This window comes from Nocardia sp. NPDC058519, from assembly GCF_042719755.1.
GTDB lineage: Bacteria > Actinomycetota > Actinomycetes > Mycobacteriales > Mycobacteriaceae > Nocardia.
Window position 1 is genome coordinate 240669 of record NZ_JBHXNK010000002.1, and the last position, 18114, is coordinate 258782.

Sequence of the window (18114 nt, forward strand, 5' to 3'; positions counted from 1 at the left end):
TTACGAAACCGGGCCGTGAGCGCGGCCCGGTTTCGTCGTCTCAGGTGACCGGGGTCAGGGAGCTCGCCCAGAAGTCGGCGTAGCGGCCTGCGCGACTGAGGAGTTCGTCGTGGGTGCCGTCTTCCTCGATGTGGGCCTGGTCGAGGAAGATGATGCGGTCGGCGCGGCGGACGGTGCGTAGTCGGTGGGCCACCATCACGACGGTTCGGCCTGCCATCAGGCGTTCGATTCCCGCGTGGACGGCGGCCTCGTTCACGGGATCGAGGGCGGAGGTCACCTCGTCGAGCAGGACGATCGGGGCGTTCTTCAGGAGGGCTCGGGCGATCGAAACACGTTGGCGCTCACCGCCGGACAGTGAGGTGCCGCCTTCGCCGACGTTCGTTGCCCAGCCGCCGGGGAGACGGTCGATCACCTCGTCGAGGCGGGCCGCGCCTGCTGCTGCTCGCACCTCGTCGTCGGTGGCGTCGGGGCGGCCGAGGCGGATGTTGTCTTCGATCGTGCCGTCGAAGAGGTAGACGTCCTGGAAGACGATGGCGAACTGGGCCATCAGTGTTTCGGTGCTGATGGAGCGCACGTCGACGCCGCCGATGCGTACGGTGCCCGAGTCGACATCGCAGAAGCGGGCGATCAGTTGCAGCAGCGAGGTTTTGCCCGCTCCGGACGGCCCGACGACGGCCAGCCGTTGTCCTTGGGGAACCGTGAGCGATACCTCGTCGAGCACCGTGCGGCTGCCGTGCCGGAAGGTGACTGCCTCGAAATTCAGGTCGTGGGCTCGCGGCTGGAGCGGGGTACTGGGTTCCGGCAAGGTCTCCGTCCGCAGGAGTGCGTCGAGACGCACCAGTTCGGATCGGGCGCTGCGGAGTTGGCCGCCGATATCAGCGAGCGACAGGAGTGGGTCCGCGCAGCGGGCGGCGAGGATCAGGATCGCCAGAAACTCGGCCGCACCGATGTTTCCACCGAGGGCGAGGTAGGTGCCGAGCGCCAGCAGCACGGTGAACATCGCTTGGACCGCGAGCGAGAGGCCGAGGACTCCGGGTAGCGCCGTGAATGCTCGGCGGCGCGACATGCGAGCGACTTCCCGCAGCGAATCGTCGAGCAGGCCGAACCGTTGCGCTGTACGCCCTCCAGCCCGCAGAACCGGCTGGGCCTGCAGATATTCGATGACACGTTGCGCGGCGTCGTGGTCACGTTCGTGCCGTCGCGCATCGTCGACCGCCATCGCGCGCCCCGACCAGACCTGGATCGCCGCGACGATCGGCACGGCGGCGGCCGCGGCCAACCCCAGCTGCCAGTTGAACGCGAACATCACGACGATGATCGTCAGCGGCGTCACCGCCGCGGAGATGAGCGGCGACATCAAATGTGCGAGCACGCTCAACGCCTGCAGGACACCACGACTGGCGAGCACGGACACCTCGCCCACACGACCTGCCGTGTACCAACCGATGGGCAGCCGGGCCAGATGATCACCGAGTCGGTAGTACACACCACGCAGCAGTGTGGTCCCGACCCGGAAACCGGACAGGTCGCTGAGATATCGCAGGACCGCGTAGAGAGCAACAGCACCACCCAGTGCGATCAGCCAGGGTCTGGCGTCGGCGGGATCGTCGCCGAACAGCGCTCGCAGTACGGGAACGAGCAGCGCGTAGGACAATCCCTCGGCGACCGCGGTCACGGTCATCAGCGCGACGGTGCGCCGGACCGGTCGGGCGTACTCGGGTCCGAGTACGCGCAACAGCATGCGAATCATCGTGGGTCTCCCTGTAGTTCCTCGGTCACCGTTCGGTGCGAGTGCCAGAAATCGGCGAACTTTCCTTGATGGGCGAGCAGATCGGCGGGTCGGCCGCGTTCGGCGATCGTGCCGTTGTCGAGCATCACGACCATGTCGGCGTCGGCGATCGTCTCCAGCCGGTGGGCGATCACCAGGATGGTCCGGTCGCGGCCGAGCGAGGCCAATGCCTGCCGCACCGCCCGTTCGGTGTGTGGGTCGGCGAAGGCGGTCGCCTCGTCGAGGACCAGCACCGGTGCGTCGGCGAGCAGGGCTCGTGCCAGCGAAATCCGTTGCGCCTCACCGCCGGACAAGGCCGCGTCGTCACCGATCACCGTGTCGTAGCCGTGCGGCAACTCGAGGATGCGGTCGTGGATATTCGCCAGACGCGCGGCACGAATCACGTTGTCGCGGTCGATATGTGGGACGGCGAGGGCGATATTGTCCGCGACCGACACGCGCAGCAGTCGCACATCCTGGAAGACGAACGAGACCGTCCGATAGAGCTCGCGGCTACCGAGTTCACGCAGGTCGACGCCGCCGAGTGTCACCGTGCCGTGGGTCGGGTCGAAGAACCGCGGCAGCAGCTGGACCAGGGTGGATTTGCCACTGCCAGAAGGCCCGACGAGTGCCGTCACGGTGCCGGGCTCGAGCACCAGGTCGATCCCGCGCAGCACTTCGCGTTCGGCGTCGTAGCCGAATCGGACCCCGCGCAGCTCCACCCGGTGCCCCCGCGGTGCCATCGGCCGGGCCGGCTCCGGCAGCGGCGCCTCGTCGAGCACGTCGCGAATCCGGCCTGCCGCGCGCCGAGCCGCCTGGAGATCGTCGAAACCGTGCCCGAGCGCCGCCACGGGTGCGGTCAGGCCGATGCCGAGCAGCAGGAACGGCAGCAGATCGGCCGGGGCCATTCCGCCGTTCGTGATCAGCACCGTGCCGCCGATCAGCACGACCAGCAGCACGAACGGCGGCGACAGCGCCACCTGCATGCCCGCCGCGATCCCCGCCAGCCCACGCACCATCCGCAGGAAGATGTCGGCGAAATCGTCAGTGGCCGTGCGGAATCTGCGATGAGCGCGCTCGGACCCGCCGAATGCCTTCACCACCGCGATGCCCTGCACGAACTCGACGACCGAGCTGGCGATACCACCCATGGCGGTATCGAAATCCTGCTGTTCGCGTAGTCGACTGGGGGTCATCATCAACGGGACGAGCGCGATGGCCACCGCCACCGGGATCAGGGTGATGAGAGTGAGCCGCCAATCGACGGTGAACAGGTAGACCAGGGAAACCGACGGCACGACGAACGCGGACACCAGTTCGCCGGGCGCGTGGGCGATGAACGGGTGCACGGCGCTCACATCGTCGCCGACGATCTTCGCCAGCTCACCGGTACGACGCCGCGCGAACCAGCCGATCGGCACCCGCGCCAGCTGATCGGCCAGCTGCCGCCGGAACGACAGCTGGACTCGATCGTCGAGGAGATGCCCGATAGCCGAAGACGCTGCGGTACAGAGCAATCGGATCAGCAGACCCACTGCGCCTGCCAGCACGACGAGCCATACATGAGCGTGGTCGACCTCGTCGGGCGAGAGCAGGGTACGACCCAGCTCGACTACTGCCAGCAACGGAGCCAGCCCCGCCACGGCGCCGACGACCTGTAGGATCACCACTGCGCCGAAACTGCCGAGATACGGGCGCAGCAGTCTCATGAGACTCGTTGTCCGAATCAGTTGTTCACTGCTGGTGGTCATCGACGTGCTCCCGAACGCACAGCCAGGTGGCTTCGCAAATGGTCGAGGATCTCCGCGCGGGCCGGTCCGGCGGCGGGGATCAGCCCCGACATGCTCAGGAATCCGTGCGTCGCTTCGGGATAACGGGTCAGCGTCACCTCGACACCCGCCTGCCGCAGACGAGCGGCGTAGGCGGGCGATTGATCTTCCAGCGGATCCAGACCCGCGGACTGGATGAGCGTGGGGACGGAGTGGGCGAGGTCGTCGTGGAACATCGGCGAAATCGTTCGCGCGTCGAAACCTTCGGGCAGCGCGATACGTTGCACCGCACGGCAATTGGCTGGGGTCGCCGTGGGGCTGTCCGCGTTCTCGGTGAACGAGGGATATTCGAACACCCCATCGGTCCAATCGAGTTGGGGGTTGATCAATACCTGTGTCCGCAGGTGAGGAGTCTCGAAGGCGGTCAGCGCCGCGAGTGACGCGCCCGCGCTACTTCCGAGCAGTGCGAGCCGAGTTCCGTCCGCGTCCGCGCCCCACTGCCCTGCCTGCGCGGCAAGTCGAGGCACTGCGTCGCGGGCATCCTCGACAGCGGCGGGAATCGGATGCTCAGGCGCGAGCCGGTAATCGACCGAAGCGACCACCGCCGGACACTCGGCAGCCAGGTGACTCAGCAGCCAATCGTCCTGCTCGGGCACCCCACTGATGAATCCGCCACCGTGGAACGCGACGATCAAAGGCAGCCCCGAACCTCCTCGCACGGGCCGATGCACGCGAACATTCAGTGCGCGACCAGGCAGTTCGAGCGTGTGCGTCGTGCTGCGCGCACCACGGTCCGGCTTACCCGTGATGAGTGCCCCGATCGCGGACCGACGCAACTTCTCCTGCGCCCCGCGCGCCTCCACAACCTCCGCGGGGGTGATCGAATCCCAATCCGGCCCACCATTGAGCGCGGCCAACACCCGCATCCGTAGGGGAACTCTGCCTCGCATGATGTGCCTCCTGGCGCTCGCTCACCACCCGCTCTCCCGGCGGCGTAGAGCTACCCTGACAGCCACACCCACCGGTCCGCTTTCGGAAACATGCGGTCCGCCGAGTCCCGCCCCGCCTCGCCGGCGGGCACCGAGGTCGCGCCCGGCCGACTATCAGCCCAAGACCGCGCGCGGATCCGGGAGGTACATGCCGGCTTTGCCGCGCACGGTACTCCACATGGCGAATCCCATCACGGGAGTATTCTGGGCGATCATCATCTGTCGATTACCGAGGTCGATGACGGCGGGTACTACGACGGTGCCGAAGCTCATCGCTTTGTTGGTGACGGCGCCGAAGCTGGCCGGATGAACTCGATCGGATATCAGCGCGGCGATCGCGCACGCACCGCCCTTCACCGCGAAGGCGCTCGGGCGGCGGATCGAGCGGGCGAATTCGTCTACCTGCCTGGTGAATCCGGCGACGGTGGCGGGTGAGATCTCACCCGCGTGACCTACACACACGGCCAATTCGATCGGGTTCAGCGAACTCTTGATCACCGCACCGACACCGATCAGGGACAGCACCGGGCCCACCCAGTTCCGGCTCACCTGGAGGCCGCCCATATTCATATGGTGAGCGACGGCCGCCAGATAAGCCTGCACCGCCGCGCTCTCCTGGGGCGCACCCGGTGCCGGAGATTGTTGCGGCGCGACATAATTCGGCTGAGGCGCACCGTATTGAGCGGGTGGTTGCTGGTATTGCGGCTGCTGCGGCGGAAAGTGCGGCTGCTGCGGGTACGGCTGCTGCGGCGGCGCCCCGAAAGGCCCGGACTGCTGCGGATATCCCCACGGACCTCCCGGTCCACCTGGCGTAGTCATAGCCCCTCCTTCGCCCGTCCCACGTGAACACCGGACACTACCGGTCCACCCGAACCGGCCCGCGTGCGAGCTACAGCTACGCGATCGACGTTCGCCGGAGGACGAACACACAGTTGCGTGCTTCTGGCGGAAATTGCACGCCGTTCATCGAAGTTCGCAGTAACTTTCTTGGCATGCCGACGGTTCGGACGTCGACTCGACTGCGGGCGAGGAGTGTTGCGGTGGCGCTGGGATCGCTTGACCTGGATGGGGCTTTTCGGGCCGCGATGGACAGTCTCGCTGTGCCCGACCGGATCGACCCGATCGCGACCATCGACGCCGCGTTCGGGATCGAATTGTTCGAATCACAGGTCGCCAGTAGGCATCTCGATCTGGCGGCGCGGCGGTTGGGGGCCGCGCGGCAGGGGTTCTACAGCATCGGGTCTTCGGGTCATGAGGGCAACGCGGCGGTGGCGGCCGCGTTGCGCGTCGATGATCCGGCGTTGTTGCACTACCGGTCGGCGGCGTTCTTCGTGCAGCGGTGCCGGCGGATTCCGGGGTCGGATCCGATTCGGGATGTGCTGCTCGGGGTTGTCGCGGCGGCTGCTGATCCGATCTCCGGTGGTCGGCACAAAGTGATTGGGAGTGCGGCGGCGTCGATCATTCCGCAGACTTCGACCATCGCTTCGCATCTGCCGCGTGCGGTGGGGTTGGCCTTCGCTTTGGATCGGGCTGCGAAGCAAGGGATTTCGTGTCCGTGGCCCGCTGATGCGGTGGTGGTGTGCAGTTTCGGCGACGCGTCGGCCAATCATTCGACGGCGGTCGGTGCCGTCAATGCCGCGCTGCATGCCGCCCATCAGGGCGTACCGATGCCGCTCGTCTTCGTCTGCGAGGACAACGGTCTCGGTATCAGTGTGCCGACCGCACCGGACTGGATCGAGCGCGCCTACGGCCCACGCCCGGGACTCACCTACCTCGCCGCCGACGGGTGCGACCTGCCCGATACGCTCGGCGCAGCCCAGGACGCGGTGCAACTGGCGCGGACCTGGCGGGTGCCGGTCTTCCTGCACCTGCGCACCGTCCGACTCGGTGGGCACGCTGGATCCGACGTCGAGTCCGCCTATCGCGGCCCGGCCGATATCGCCGCCGACCTCGCCCGTGATCCGCTCCTCGGCACCGCCCGCTACCTGATTTCCGCCGGTGTCGCCGATGCGGGCGACCTTCTCGACCGCTACGAGCGAATCGGTGCGCGCGTGCGTGAGACCGCCGACGATGTGGTTCGAGAGGCACGGCTCGACTCCGCGGCCGCCGTGATCGCGCCGCTCGCACCGGCCCACCCCGACGCGGTCCGCGACGATGTGCATCGCATGCACGCATCGGACCCCGCTCCTCCGATGACGCTGGCGCAGGCGATCAACCACACGCTCGGCGAACTGCTCGCCGAGGATCGCGACGTGCTGGTGTTCGGCGAGGATGTCGGCCGGAAGGGCGGCGTGTACGGCGTCACGAAGGGACTCCGAAAACGCTTCGGAGCGCGCCGGGTTTTCGACACCCTCCTCGACGAACAGTCCATCCTCGGCACCGCGCTCGGTACCGGATTGGCCGGATTCATCCCGATACCCGAGATCCAGTACCTGGCCTACGTCCACAACGCGGCCGATCAGATTCGCGGCGAAGCGGCCACCCTCCAGTTCTTCTCGAACGGCCGGTACCGCAACCCGATGGTCGTGCGCGTCGCCGGCCTCGCCTATCAAAAGGGCTTCGGCGGCCACTTCCACAATGACGATTCCCTGGCGGCACTGCGCGATATCCCCGGCGTCGTCGTCGCGGTGCCCGCGCGCGCCGACGACGCGGCGGCGATGCTGCGCACCTGCGTGTCAGCAGCGCGAGTGGATGGCCGAGTATGCGTTTTCGTCGAGCCGATTGCGCTGTACCACACGAAAGATCTACATCCAGGCGACGAAGCCTGGCTGGCCTCCCCCACCTCCGAACACATCCCGATCGGCGATGCGCGCACCTATGGCGACGGCACCGACCTCACCATCGTCACCTTCGGCAACGGCGTCCCGATGAGCCTGCGCACAGCGAATCGCCTGGCCGCCCGAGGAATTCACGCACGCGTACTCGACCTCCGCTGGCTCAATCCCCTACCGGTCGCCGACCTGATCCACCACGCCGAAGCCACCGGAAGGGTGTTGGTCGCCGATGAGACCCGCAGCAGCGGTGGAGTTTCCGAATCGGTCTACGCGGCGCTGATCGACGCGGGCTACCGTGGTGCGCTCGCCCGAGTCACGAGTGCAGACAGTTTCGTTCCACTCGGTCCCGCCGCCGACACTGTCCTGCTGAGCGAGTCGGCTATCGAAGAAGCCGCCAGTCGTCTTCTGCACTGAGCTCAGCTAGATCCAATACCGGTACCAGACACCGTCATACGATCGATAGCTCTCGTCATATTCACCGGAGCGAGGTGGCGCGCCCTCAGGTAGATAGGCGAATCCCACGCTGCCCAGGAATCCGCCCTGCGTCCGGAACAGGCAACCGCCATCTGCTGACCGGACCGCTTCGACGGTGTAGAGGCCAATTCGTTGACTCGCACTGGTCTTCTCACAGACCTGAGCCGCCTGCTCGAAGTGCGGCTTCGACACCCACCAGCCGAACCGTTCCGGCACGCCACTCCAACCGAGTACGCCCGTCACCGCGACGACCGCGGGCGCGACTACAACCAGAACGAACCGCCGATAGGCGACGACCCCGGCCACCCCGAACCCTAACCACAGCACGCCGAGCGCACCGAGCGCGAGCAACAGCAAGCCCGTGCGATCGAGCGGACCGTCGACCATGTTCTGCCACACCAGCCACAGGCACACCAGCACAGCAAGGCCGGTCACGGTACTCATGACGGTGGTCCACCACACCGGCACCAGCCGACGTGACGGCAATTCTCCCCCAAAACTCATGCACGCCACCCTACGGGCGCAGCAGGTGAGGGAAGCGGCGAACTCAGGCGAACTTGATCTCCAGGCCGATGCCCAGGATCGCGATGAACCAGACGATGCCGACGAAGATGGTGATGCGGTCGAGGTTCTTCTCGACGACGGTGGAGCCGGACAGGCTCGACTGCACGCCGCCACCGAAGAGGCTGGACAAGCCGCCACCCTTGGCGCGGTGCAACAGCACCAGCAGCACCAACAGCAAGCTGGTGATCACAAGGAGGATATCGAGGAACAGCGACATGAGGTTCATCCTAGGTGGTGGAGGACCGACTGGTCTAACCAGGCTCGACGGCGACCAGGTGTGAGACGGTGTGGGGGCCTGCGGAGTACTGGGCGACGGTCTGTTCGATCTCCTGGTCACGGGCGGTCAGGCGCACCTGGTGCTGGTGCATGTGCTCGGCCCAGGATCGGACGACGAAGGCTTCGACGAAGCGGTCGACGGTGCCGACATCGCGGTAGAGCCGCCATTCCATCGCGCCGGTGCGCTGCCGGGATCGCCCGACCAGCGCCATCGATTCGGTGAAGGCGGCGACGTCCTGCGGTGGCACGTCGTAGCCGCGCATCACCAGGACGGGGCCGTCCGCGGGTTCGGGCTCCACGACGAGTTGTGGTTCGGGCCAGTACGCCGCCGGTGAGAGGTCGATGTCCTCGACGTTGTGCCGGATCGGCCACCACACGGTGCTCACGGCGCAGCACGCCAGCATCACCGCCGCGATCAGCAGCGCCGTCACGGCACCGTAGGCGCCGGCGACCAGACCCCAGAGCAGGGAACCGATGGCCTGCCCACCCATGAACACCAGCATGTACACCGACAGACCGCGGGCGCGGACCCAGGCGGGCAGGAGCAACTGCATGGTCGAGTTCAGCGTCGACATCGCCAGCAACCACGCCAGCCCGGCCCCCACCAGCAGCACGAGTACCAGCACCACGTGGTGGACCAGCGCGGTCGCGACGGCGCCGAGGCCGAACAGGACCGCGGCGAACGCGAGTCGCTGGGTGGGGGTGAACAGGACCCGCAGCCGCGACAATCCGAGCGCACCGCAGACCGCGCCGAGCCCGAGCGCGCCGAGCAGCAGACCGTAGCCGGACGACGACAGTCCGAGCCGGTCGTGCGCGATCACCGGCAGCAGCGACCACACCGCGCTGGCGGGGGCGATGAACAGGATCGCGCGGAACAGCACCCGCCTGATCGCGGGCGCGGCTCGAATGAACCGGGTACCTGCCTGCAACGCCGCGAGGGGCCGTTCACTGGGTAGCGGGCTCGTTCGCGTCGGCCACTTCGACACCAGCAGTACCGCGACGATGCCGACAAACGACACCGTGTTGAACCCGAACACCACGGTCGGCCCGGCTATCGACACGATCACACCCGCCACCGCCGGGCCGACGGCTCGACCGATATTGACGCTCATACTGCCCAGCGCCGCCGCCGAGGTGATCTGGTCGCGCGGCACCAGCTCGGGCTGGATCGCCTGCCAGGCGGGCGCGGTGAGCGCCTGCCCACAGCCCAGCAGGAACAGCAGGCTGAGCAGGACCGCGGGTGTGGTGTGGCCGGTGGCCGTGGACACCGTGAGGGTGAGCGAGACCAGCGCCATCCCGGTCTGCGCGCCGAGCAGCAGTCGGCGTCGATCCACCAGGTCCGCCAGCACCCCGGACGGGATCGACAGCAACATCACCGGCAATGTCAGCGCGGTCTGCACGAAGGCCACCAGCGCGGCCGCGTTCGGTTGGTCGACCACCAGCCACTGCGCGCCGACCGTCTGCATCCATGTGCCCAGGTTCGACACCAGCTGAGCGATCCACAACGCCCGGAACAGCGGCGACCGCAACGGGGCCCAGGTCGAGATCCGTTCCGCCGCGACGTTGCCCACCCGACGAGCTTATCCCCGGCGACTGCCATCCCGCGCGATGCGCCCCTGCTGAGATCATCGCTCGCCGTTGGCGCACACCCGCTGGGAATGATCCCGGCGAACTATCAGATACCTTGTGGCCCCTGACAATAGAAAAGCGATCGACCGATACGGTGTTATCTTCTGAGCGCTTTCGAGCGATCAGAACCGCAGCTCCCGTTTCGTTCGGGGGGAGCTCGTACGACACGGAGGACAACGCATGAATGCCCCGCAGCAGCCGTATGGCCAGCAACCCTACGGTCAGCAGCCGCCGTACGGCCAGCAACCCCCCGGCGGTGGCTACCCGCCGCAGGGTGGCTACCCGCAGCCGCCGCGCAAGAAGAAGGTGTGGCCGTGGGTACTCGGCGGCATTCTCGTCGTGCTGCTGCTGATCGTCGGTGGTTGCGTGGCGTTCGTCGGCACCGTCGCCAATGAGATCGAGAACGAGGTCAGCCGCGAGGTGACCGTCTCCTATCAGGCCGCGGGTTCGGGCACCGGCACCGTCATCTACTCCGACGGGACCCTGGACGTTCAGACCGAATCCGACGTGCCACTGCCGTGGTCCAAGAACGTGACGATCACCGGGCTGGTGAAGCACTCCGCGCTGAGCGTCATGGCGGGCATCGACGGCGGAACTGTCTCCTGCAAGATCGTCGTCGACGGCAAGGTGATCGCGCAGGACGAGGCCAGCGGTTCACTCGCCACCGCCGACTGCCAGGGCGACGCGGGCAAGTAGTTCCTGCTCCGATCGCGACCCGCCCCGAACATCGACAAGCGGTGTTCGGGGCGGCCCGTACCATCGGCTCCATGCGGATATCACCTCGTCCTCTGGCTGTCCTGCTCGCACTGGTCGGCGCGGTGGTGGCCGGGTGCGGATCAGCCGACAAGGAACCGGCGGACGACACCGCCACGCCGATGGGTCACACCTATATCTCCACCGAGGTCGTCGGCGGCGAGATCCCCGGCGGCGGTCCGATGACGCTCACCTTCACCGACGGCCGGATCTCGGCGAACTCCGGCTGCAATTCCGCGGGCGGCACCGTCGACCTGAGCAATCACGTCCTGCACACCTCGCCGCTGGCAAGCACGCTGATGGCGTGCCCCGGCGACCGTGAACGCGCCGACGCCTGGCAGAGCGACTTCCTGGAATCCGACCCCACCTGGCGCCTCGACGGTGACCGGCTGACACTGACGGGCAAGTCCGTCACCATCCAGCTCACCGACAAGAAGATCGTGAGCCCCGACAAGCCGCTGACCGGCACCGCGTGGGTGGTCACCACCATGCTCACCCCGGATGCGCAGATCCGCTCGACCACGCTCGACCAGGTGAGCCCGAATCTCACCATCGGTGACGGCGGCACTGTCAGCGGTACCGCGGGCTGCAACCGGATCACCGGCACCGCAGGGGTCGGCCCCGGCGACGCGGTGAACTTCGCCGTCGCCACCACCAAGATGATGTGCCCGCCGGAGGTGATGGAAGTCGAGCAGAACGTGCTGCGCGCACTGGACGGCCGAACCACCGCCACTGTCGACGCCGACACCCTCACCCTGCGCAACGACAACGGCTACGGTCTGATCCTGCACGCGCGGTAGCCCCTACGACGAAAAGCGAAGGGCCGGAAACCCAGTGGCTTCCGGCCCTTCGATGCTCGGTACCCGATCAGGGCAGCGGACCGCCCGCGGCGATCGCCGACAGGGTGGCGAACTCGTCACCCTTGAGCGAAGCACCGCCGACCAGCGCGCCGTCGATATCGGGCTGACGGATCAGCTCGCCGATATTCTTGGCGTTCACCGAGCCGCCGTAGAGCACGCGCACACCGGCGGCGACCTCCGGGGAAGCCAGCTTCTCCAGCTCGCCGCGGATCGCGCCGCACACTTCCTGCGCGTCGGCCGCCGAGGCGACCTTGCCGGTGCCGATGGCCCAGACCGGCTCATAGGCGATGACGACCTGCGAAATCTGTTCCGCCGTCAGGCCTTTGAGCGAACCACGCAGCTGCTCGAGGTTGTACTCGACGTGCGTGCCCGCCTCGCGGACGCCGAGACCCTCACCGATGCAGACGATCGGGGTGATCTCGTACTTCAGCGCCTGCTTGGCCTTGGCCAGCACGGTCGCGTCGTCCTCGTGGTGGTACTGACGACGCTCCGAGTGCCCGACCACCACGTAGGCGCAGCCGAGCTTCGCCAGCATCGGCGCGCTGACCTCGCCGGTGTAGGCACCGGAGTCGTGCGCCGAGACGTCCTGGGCACCGTAGGTGATCAGCAGCTTGTCGCCGTCGACGATCGACTGCACACTGCGCAGATCGGTGAACGGCGGGATCACCGTCACGTCGACCTTCGCGAAGTACTTCTCGGGCAGCGCGAACGCCACCTTCTGCACCAGCGAGATGGCCTCGAGGTGGTTGAGGTTCATCTTCCAGTTGCCCGCGATGAGCGGTTTACGCGCAGCCATCGCTCAGCCCTCCAGCACCGAAATACCGGGCAGCTCTTTGCCTTCCAGGTATTCCAGAGAAGCGCCACCACCGGTGGAGATGTGCGAGAAGCCGTCGTCGGGCAGGCCGAGGGTGCGCACGGCAGCCGCCGAGTCACCGCCGCCGACGACCGTGAACGCACCCTTGGAGGTGGCGGTCACGATGGCCTCGGCGACACCACGGGTGCCCGCGGCGAACGCGTCGAACTCGAACACGCCCATCGGGCCGTTCCAGAACACCGTCTCGGCCTCGGTCAGCAGCGCGGAGAACCGCGACACCGACTCGGGGCCGATGTCCAGGCCGAGCCAGCCGTCGGGGATCTCGGTCGATGCGACGGTCTTCGTGTCCGCGTCGGCTGCGAACTTGTCGGCCACCACGATGTCGACCGGCAGGTGCAGCACGTCGCCGAAGCGCTCGAGCAGCGACTTGCAGGTGTCGATCATCTCGGCCTGCAGCAGCGAACCACCGACCGGAAGTCCTTGCGCGGCAAGGAAGGTGAAGCACATGCCGCCGCCGATCACCAAGGTGTCGACCTTGGGGGCCAGCGCCTCGATCACCGCGAGCTTGTCGGAGACCTTGGAGCCACCGAGCACCACCGCGTACGGGCGGGCCGGGTCCTGGGTGAGCTTGCGCAGCACCTCGACCTCGGCCGCGACCAGCGTGCCCGCGTAATGCGGGAGCACCTGCGCGACGTCGTAGACCGATGCCTGCTTGCGGTGCACCACGCCGAAACCGTCGGAGACGAAAGCACCGTCGTCACCGACCAGCTCGACGAACGCCGCGGCCAGCTTGGCCCGCTCCGAGTCGTCCTTGCTGGTTTCGCGGGGGTCGAAACGCACGTTCTCGAGCAGCAGCACGTCGCCGTCGGTGAGGCCTTCCGAGCGCGAGAGCGCGTCGTAGCCCACCACGTCACCGGCCAGCTGGACATTGCGGCCGAGCAGCTCGGCCAGCTTCGCCGCCACGGGGGCGAGGGAGAACTTGGCGTCGGGCTCGCCCTTGGGGCGGCCCAGGTGCGCCATCACGACCACCTTGGCGCCCGCGTCGACCAGCGCCTGAATGGTCGGCACCGAGGCGATGATGCGGCCCGGGTCGGTGATCTGGCCGTTGTCGTCGAGGGGAACGTTGAGGTCGGAGCGCACGAGCACGCCCCGGCCCTCGACACCCTCGGCCAGGAGATCCTGAAGTGTCTGGACTGTCATCGCGGTCAGAGCGACTTGCCGACGAGATCGACCAGGTTGGCCAGCCGGTTCGAGTAGCCCCACTCGTTGTCGTACCAGGAGACGACCTTGACCTGGTTGTCGATGACCTTGGTCAGCGGCGCGTCGTAGATCGACGAGTGCGGGTCGGTGACGATGTCACTGGACACGATCGGGTCCTCGTTGTACTTGAGGATGCCCTTCATCGGGCCCTCGGCGGCGGCCTTCATCGCGGCGTTGATCTCCTCGATGGTGGCGGGCTTGGCCAGGGTCGCCGTGAGGTCGGTGACCGAGCCCGTCGGGACCGGAACGCGCAGCGCGTAGCCGTCGAGCTTGCCCTGCAGCTCGGGCAGCACCAGGCCGATGGCCTTGGCGGCACCGGTGCCGGTGGGGACGATGTTCAGGGCCGCGGCACGGGCGCGACGCAGGTCCTTGTGCGGGGCGTCCTGCAGGTTCTGGTCCTGGGTGTACGCGTGGATGGTGGTCATCAGACCGTTCACGATGCCGAACGAGTCGTTGAGCACCTTGGCGATCGGGCCGAGGCAGTTGGTGGTGCACGAGGCGTTGGAGATGATGTTCTGGCTGCCGTCGTACTTGTCGTCGTTGACGCCCATCACGATGGTGATGTCGTCGCCGGTGGCGGGCGCGGAGATGATGACCTTCTTGGCGCCGGCGGAGAGGTGACCCTTGGCCTTCTCGGCGGCGGTGAAGATGCCGGTCGACTCGACGACCACGTCGACGTTCAGGTCGGCCCACGGCAGTGCCGACGGGCCTTCCTTGATCGCGAGCGCCTTGATACGCTGCTCGCCGACCACGATGGTGTCGCCGTCGACGGAGACGTCCTGCGGCAGACGACCCAGGATCGAGTCGTACTTCAGCAGGGTGGCGAGGGTGTTGATGTCGGTGAGGTCGTTGACCGCGACGATCTCGATATCGGTCTCGCCGACGGCCTTCAGAGCCTCCACCGCACGGAAGAAATTACGTCCGATACGACCGAAGCCGTTGATACCTACCCGGACAGTCACGTTATCGCTCCTCAGCTTTCAAGCGGATTCATTCCGACCACAACCACAGTAGTGGCCATCACCACCCCACCGACAGCCACCTGCGGTTTATTGCACCCCCGGGCCCCACGCCTCCAGGAGCCATCAGAATAAAGGGCAGAGCGGTCATGCATGACCGCTCTGCCCTAATCGTCGGATTCGCCACAGCTTTCGGCGCGAGGAGTCTGTCCCGGTTCCCGGTTACGCGTCGTCGAGGAGTTCCGCTGTCACCGCGGACTCGGTATCGGGGATACCGAGATCCTTGGCGCGGCGGTCGGCCATCGACAGCAAGCGGCGGATCCGGCCCGCCACAGCGTCTTTGGTCATCGGCGGCTCGGCCAGCTGACCGAGTTCCTCGAGCGAGGCCTGCCGGTGCTGCACCCGCAGCCTGCCCGCCGCGGCGAGATGCTCAGGAACATCGTCGGCGAGGATCTCCAGCGCCCGCTCCACCCTCGCTGCCGCCGCGACGGCCGCACGCGCGGAACGACGCAGGTTCGCGTCGTCGAAGTTGGCCAGCCGGTTCGCGGTGGCCCGCACCTCGCGGCGCATCCGCCGTTCTTCCCAGGTGAGCCTGGTGTCCTGCGCGCCCATCCGGGTGAGCAGGGCGCCGATCGCCTCGCCGTCACGCACCACGACTCGATCCGTGCCGCGCACCTCCCGCGCCTTCGCGGTGATGCCGAGCCTGCGCGCCGCACCGACCAGCGCCAGTGCCGCTTCCGGACCGGGGCAGCTCACCTCGAGCGCCGAGGAACGACCCGGCTCGGTGAGCGAACCGTGCGCGAGAAACGCGCCACGCCATGCCGCTTCGGCGTCACCGATGCTGCCGCCGACCACCTGCGCGGGCAGCCCGCGAACGGGGCGTCCGCGCACGTCGAGCAAACCGGTCTGGCGCGCCAGCGCCTCGCCTTCCTTCGACACCCGCACGACGTAGCGGGAGGTCTTACGCAACCCACCCGCGCCGAGCACATGCACGTCGGAGCCGTATCCGTACAGCTCGAAAATCTCTCTGCGCAGTCGCCGGGCGATGGACCCCATGTCCACCTCGGCTTCCACGATCACCCTGCCCCCCACGATGTGCAGACCGCCCGCAAACCGCAGCAACGCCGACAGTTCCGCTTTACGCGAGCTGACCTGCGACACCACGAGCCTGCTCAGCTCGTCCTTCACCTCGGCTGTCATCGCCACGAGACGCGCTCCTTTCCCACCGACCCCGAACGCTCATCTGCAACACTGTGCACATCTGACGCACTGTGCCGTCCCTCGACTCGAAGCCCAGCCAGTTGCGACCGCGGCGATCGGATCAGCTGATCCAGTGCGGCGGCAAGTTTTCCGGGATGATGCCGATCCGTTCCCGGCTCGGCGACATCGCAGAACGTTACCCGTGCACGCAACTGTTCGGCGGCTCTTGCCACATGTTCCCGTTGCCGCCCCTCTGGCACCGACGCCGAGTCGACGAGCACGTCGTCGACCGCGAAATCCGGTGCGTGCTGGGACAATACATGCAGATGTCGCTCCGCGGAAAAGCCGGCGGTCTCGCCCGGCTCCGCGGCCAGATTGAGAACCAGTACTTTGCGTGCCCTGGTACGTACCAGCGCCGCGTGCAACTGCGGCACCAGGACATGCGGAATGACGCTGGTGAACCACGAACCAGGTCCCAGCACAACAACATCCGCGTCGTCGATAGCCGCGGTCGCCTCGGGGCTGGCAGGCGGATCGGACGGAATCAGCCGCACCCGCCGGACCTTACCCGGCGTGGTCGCCACCGCAACCTGACCGCGCACGCACCGGCCGATCCGCGGATCCGATTCCAGGCCCGACACTTCGGCCTCGATGTCGAGCGGGATCGGCGACATCGGCAGCACCCGGCCGGTGATCCGCAACAGCCTGCCCACCTCGTCGAGCGCGGCGACCGGATCACCGAGGATGTCGGTGAGCCCGGCCAGGATCAGATTTCCCACCGAGTGCCCGGCGAGCGCGCCGGTGCCGCCGAAGCGGTGCTGCACCGTCGTGGTCCACACATCGTCGGCGTCGTCGGACAGCGCTGCCAGTGCCATTCGCAGGTCACCCGGCGGGAGCATGCCCAGCTCGGCGCGTAGCCGACCGGACGACCCGCCGTCGTCGGCGACGGTGACGACCGCGGTGATCCGCCTCGTCAGCCTGCGTACCGCCGTCAATGTCGCGTACAGCCCATGTCCGCCGCCCAGCGCGACGACGGCTGGGTCGGCTTCGGTTCCACTCATTCGCGCCCCAGATCCCGGTGCACGACGCGAACGACGTCCACCGCCACGTGCCCGGTATCGGCGCCGATGCGCTCACCCAGTGCCTCGGCGATAGCGACGCTGCGATGTTTGCCGCCGGTGCACCCCACTGCCACGGTCATGTATCGCTTCCCCTCTTGGCGGTATCCGGTCGTCGTCAGGTCGACCAGGTGTTTGCCGGTCTGCAGGTAGTCCCGCGCGCCGGGCCGGGACAGCACGTAATCGCTGACCACCGACTCCTGTCCTGTGTGTTCCCGCAATTCCGGAATCCAATGCGGGTTCGGCAGGAATCGCACATCCAACACCATGTCGGCGTCGAGGGGAACACCGTACTTGAAGCCGAACGACTGCACGGTCAGTTGCAGTGCGGCTGGCGCGCCCGCGCCGTATGCCTCCTCCAGCTTGCGGTGCAGCTGGTGGATCGACAGCTCGGTGGTGTCGATGACGAGGTCGGCGGCGCCCTTGACCGGGGCGAGCCTGGCTCGTTCGGCGGTCAGACCGGCCGAGAGCGTCCCGTCGGGGCTGTCGCTCTGCAGCGGATGACGACGCCGGGCGAACCCGAACCGCCGGATCAGCACATCGTCCGACGCCTCGAGAAACAGCACCCTCGTGCGGATGCCCGCGCCGCGCAACTGCTCGGTGACACCGGAGAGCTCGCCGGTGAAGAACCGGCTGCGCACGTCCATGACCAGCGCGAGCCGCCGGATCGGCGGGTCGGCCGCGGCGCCTAGTTCGATCATCCGCCCGATCAGTTCGGGCGGTAGGTTGTCGGTCACGTACCAGCCGAGATCCTCCAGCACGCGCGCGGCAGTGCCGCGGCCCGCGCCGGACAAGCCGGTCACGATAACCACTTCGACTGGTTGCTGTGTGTCGGTGACCGTCCCGGATTGCCCGGGTGCCGCCCCCGCCTTGTTATTCGATTCGACGCGTGTCATGTCCTACCGGA

The 18114-nt window shown here is 67.3% G+C and carries 16 protein-coding genes; 3 read left to right on the forward strand and 13 right to left on the reverse strand.

All coding sequences use genetic code 11. The annotated features are described in order from the left end of the window. Window positions 1–40 precede the first annotated feature (40 nt). The 4 genes from ACFWPK_RS03525 to ACFWPK_RS03540 all read right to left on the reverse strand — a co-directional run bounded on the left by ACFWPK_RS03525 (window position 41) and on the right by ACFWPK_RS03540 (window position 5345). A complete protein-coding gene (locus ACFWPK_RS03525; RefSeq protein WP_378912962.1) occupies window positions 41–1741 on the reverse strand; it encodes an ABC transporter ATP-binding protein in 1701 nt (566 codons plus the stop codon). Between the two features lie 5 nt (window positions 1742–1746). Further along, window positions 1747–3519: an ABC transporter ATP-binding protein gene (locus ACFWPK_RS03530; RefSeq protein ID WP_378912963.1), complete on the reverse strand. Its 1773-nt coding sequence runs from the start codon at window positions 3517–3519 to the stop codon at window positions 1747–1749. Continuing rightward, a complete protein-coding gene (locus ACFWPK_RS03535; protein WP_378912964.1) occupies window positions 3516–4487 on the reverse strand; it encodes an alpha/beta hydrolase fold domain-containing protein in 972 nt (323 codons plus the stop codon). Before ACFWPK_RS03535 ends, ACFWPK_RS03530 begins: the two co-directional genes overlap by 4 nt. Window positions 4488–4640: 153 nt before the next feature. Continuing rightward, entirely contained in the window at window positions 4641–5345 is a 705-nt protein-coding gene (locus tag ACFWPK_RS03540; protein ID WP_378912965.1) for a hypothetical protein, read from the reverse strand. A gap of 266 nt (window positions 5346–5611) precedes the next feature. Between ACFWPK_RS03540 and ACFWPK_RS03545 the strand changes: the two genes are divergently transcribed. Continuing rightward, window positions 5612–7714: a thiamine pyrophosphate-dependent enzyme gene (locus ACFWPK_RS03545; protein ID WP_378913152.1), complete on the forward strand. Its 2103-nt coding sequence runs from the start codon at window positions 5612–5614 to the stop codon at window positions 7712–7714. Window positions 7715–7720: 6 nt separating this feature from the next. Here ACFWPK_RS03545 and ACFWPK_RS03550 read toward each other — a convergent pair whose 3' ends face one another. From ACFWPK_RS03550 to ACFWPK_RS03560, 3 genes are read right to left on the reverse strand one after another with little or no spacing between them, the layout of a single operon-like run. Next, on the reverse strand, window positions 7721–8278 hold the full coding sequence (locus ACFWPK_RS03550; RefSeq protein WP_378912966.1) for a hypothetical protein: 558 nt from the start codon (window positions 8276–8278) through the stop codon (window positions 7721–7723). 43 nt (window positions 8279–8321) lie between these two features. After that, window positions 8322–8555, reverse strand: coding sequence for a preprotein translocase subunit SecG (secG, locus tag ACFWPK_RS03555; RefSeq protein ID WP_101468684.1), 234 nt, complete (start codon window positions 8553–8555; stop codon window positions 8322–8324). Between the two features lie 34 nt (window positions 8556–8589). Continuing rightward, window positions 8590–10185, reverse strand: coding sequence for an MFS transporter (locus ACFWPK_RS03560; protein ID WP_378912967.1), 1596 nt, complete (start codon window positions 10183–10185; stop codon window positions 8590–8592). A gap of 238 nt (window positions 10186–10423) precedes the next feature. Between ACFWPK_RS03560 and ACFWPK_RS03565 the strand changes: the two genes are divergently transcribed. Both ACFWPK_RS03565 and ACFWPK_RS03570 read left to right on the forward strand, forming a co-directional pair. Further along, a complete protein-coding gene (locus ACFWPK_RS03565; RefSeq protein WP_378912968.1) occupies window positions 10424–10939 on the forward strand; it encodes an MmpS family transport accessory protein in 516 nt (171 codons plus the stop codon). Window positions 10940–11010: 71 nt separating this feature from the next. Beyond that, window positions 11011–11796 (forward strand): META domain-containing protein, encoded by a 786-nt coding sequence (locus ACFWPK_RS03570; RefSeq protein ID WP_378912969.1) that lies wholly within the window; start codon window positions 11011–11013, stop codon window positions 11794–11796. A 67-nt stretch (window positions 11797–11863) separates the two neighbouring features. Here ACFWPK_RS03570 and tpiA read toward each other — a convergent pair whose 3' ends face one another. From tpiA to rapZ, 6 genes are all read right to left on the reverse strand, one after another. Beyond that, a complete protein-coding gene (gene tpiA, locus ACFWPK_RS03575) occupies window positions 11864–12652 on the reverse strand; it encodes a triose-phosphate isomerase (protein ID WP_378912970.1) in 789 nt (262 codons plus the stop codon). Between the two features lie 3 nt (window positions 12653–12655). Further along, window positions 12656–13870, reverse strand: coding sequence for a phosphoglycerate kinase (locus tag ACFWPK_RS03580; RefSeq protein WP_378912971.1), 1215 nt, complete (start codon window positions 13868–13870; stop codon window positions 12656–12658). Window positions 13871–13875: 5 nt separating this feature from the next. Further along, entirely contained in the window at window positions 13876–14892 is a 1017-nt protein-coding gene (gene gap / locus ACFWPK_RS03585; protein ID WP_378912972.1) for a type I glyceraldehyde-3-phosphate dehydrogenase, read from the reverse strand. 219 nt (window positions 14893–15111) lie between these two features. Next, on the reverse strand, window positions 15112–16095 hold the full coding sequence (gene whiA / locus ACFWPK_RS03590) for a DNA-binding protein WhiA (protein WP_056810477.1): 984 nt from the start codon (window positions 16093–16095) through the stop codon (window positions 15112–15114). Further along, on the reverse strand, window positions 16086–17150 hold the full coding sequence (gene yvcK / locus ACFWPK_RS03595; RefSeq protein WP_378912973.1) for a uridine diphosphate-N-acetylglucosamine-binding protein YvcK: 1065 nt from the start codon (window positions 17148–17150) through the stop codon (window positions 16086–16088). Before yvcK ends, whiA begins: the two co-directional genes overlap by 10 nt. Beyond that, window positions 17147–18103, reverse strand: coding sequence for an RNase adapter RapZ (gene rapZ, locus ACFWPK_RS03600; protein ID WP_378912974.1), 957 nt, complete (start codon window positions 18101–18103; stop codon window positions 17147–17149). The genes yvcK and rapZ overlap by 4 nt, the downstream gene beginning before the upstream one ends. Window positions 18104–18114: the final 11 nt, after the last annotated feature.

What these genes read in the sequence shown, in the direction of transcription:
- ACFWPK_RS03525 (WP_378912962.1), bottom strand. Translation starts at nt 1,741, where the DNA reads ATGCTGTTGCGCGTACTCGGACCCGAGTACGCCCGACCGGTCCGGCGC.
- ACFWPK_RS03530 (WP_378912963.1), bottom strand. Translation starts at nt 3,519, where the DNA reads ATGACCACCAGCAGTGAACAACTGATTCGGACAACGAGTCTCATGAGA.
- ACFWPK_RS03535 (WP_378912964.1), bottom strand. Translation starts at nt 4,487, where the DNA reads ATGCGAGGCAGAGTTCCCCTACGGATGCGGGTGTTGGCCGCGCTCAAT.
- ACFWPK_RS03540 (WP_378912965.1), bottom strand. Translation starts at nt 5,345, where the DNA reads ATGACTACGCCAGGTGGACCGGGAGGTCCGTGGGGATATCCGCAGCAG.
- ACFWPK_RS03545 (WP_378913152.1), top strand. Translation starts at nt 5,612, where the DNA reads ATGGACAGTCTCGCTGTGCCCGACCGGATCGACCCGATCGCGACCATC.
- ACFWPK_RS03550 (WP_378912966.1), bottom strand. Translation starts at nt 8,278, where the DNA reads ATGAGTTTTGGGGGAGAATTGCCGTCACGTCGGCTGGTGCCGGTGTGG.
- secG (WP_101468684.1), bottom strand. Translation starts at nt 8,555, where the DNA reads ATGTCGCTGTTCCTCGATATCCTCCTTGTGATCACCAGCTTGCTGTTG.
- ACFWPK_RS03565 (WP_378912968.1), top strand. Translation starts at nt 10,424, where the DNA reads ATGAATGCCCCGCAGCAGCCGTATGGCCAGCAACCCTACGGTCAGCAG.
- ACFWPK_RS03570 (WP_378912969.1), top strand. Translation starts at nt 11,011, where the DNA reads ATGCGGATATCACCTCGTCCTCTGGCTGTCCTGCTCGCACTGGTCGGC.
- tpiA (WP_378912970.1), bottom strand. Translation starts at nt 12,652, where the DNA reads ATGGCTGCGCGTAAACCGCTCATCGCGGGCAACTGGAAGATGAACCTC.
- ACFWPK_RS03580 (WP_378912971.1), bottom strand. Translation starts at nt 13,870, where the DNA reads ATGACAGTCCAGACACTTCAGGATCTCCTGGCCGAGGGTGTCGAGGGC.
- yvcK (WP_378912973.1), bottom strand. Translation starts at nt 17,150, where the DNA reads ATGAGTGGAACCGAAGCCGACCCAGCCGTCGTCGCGCTGGGCGGCGGA.
- rapZ (WP_378912974.1), bottom strand. Translation starts at nt 18,103, where the DNA reads ATGACACGCGTCGAATCGAATAACAAGGCGGGGGCGGCACCCGGGCAA.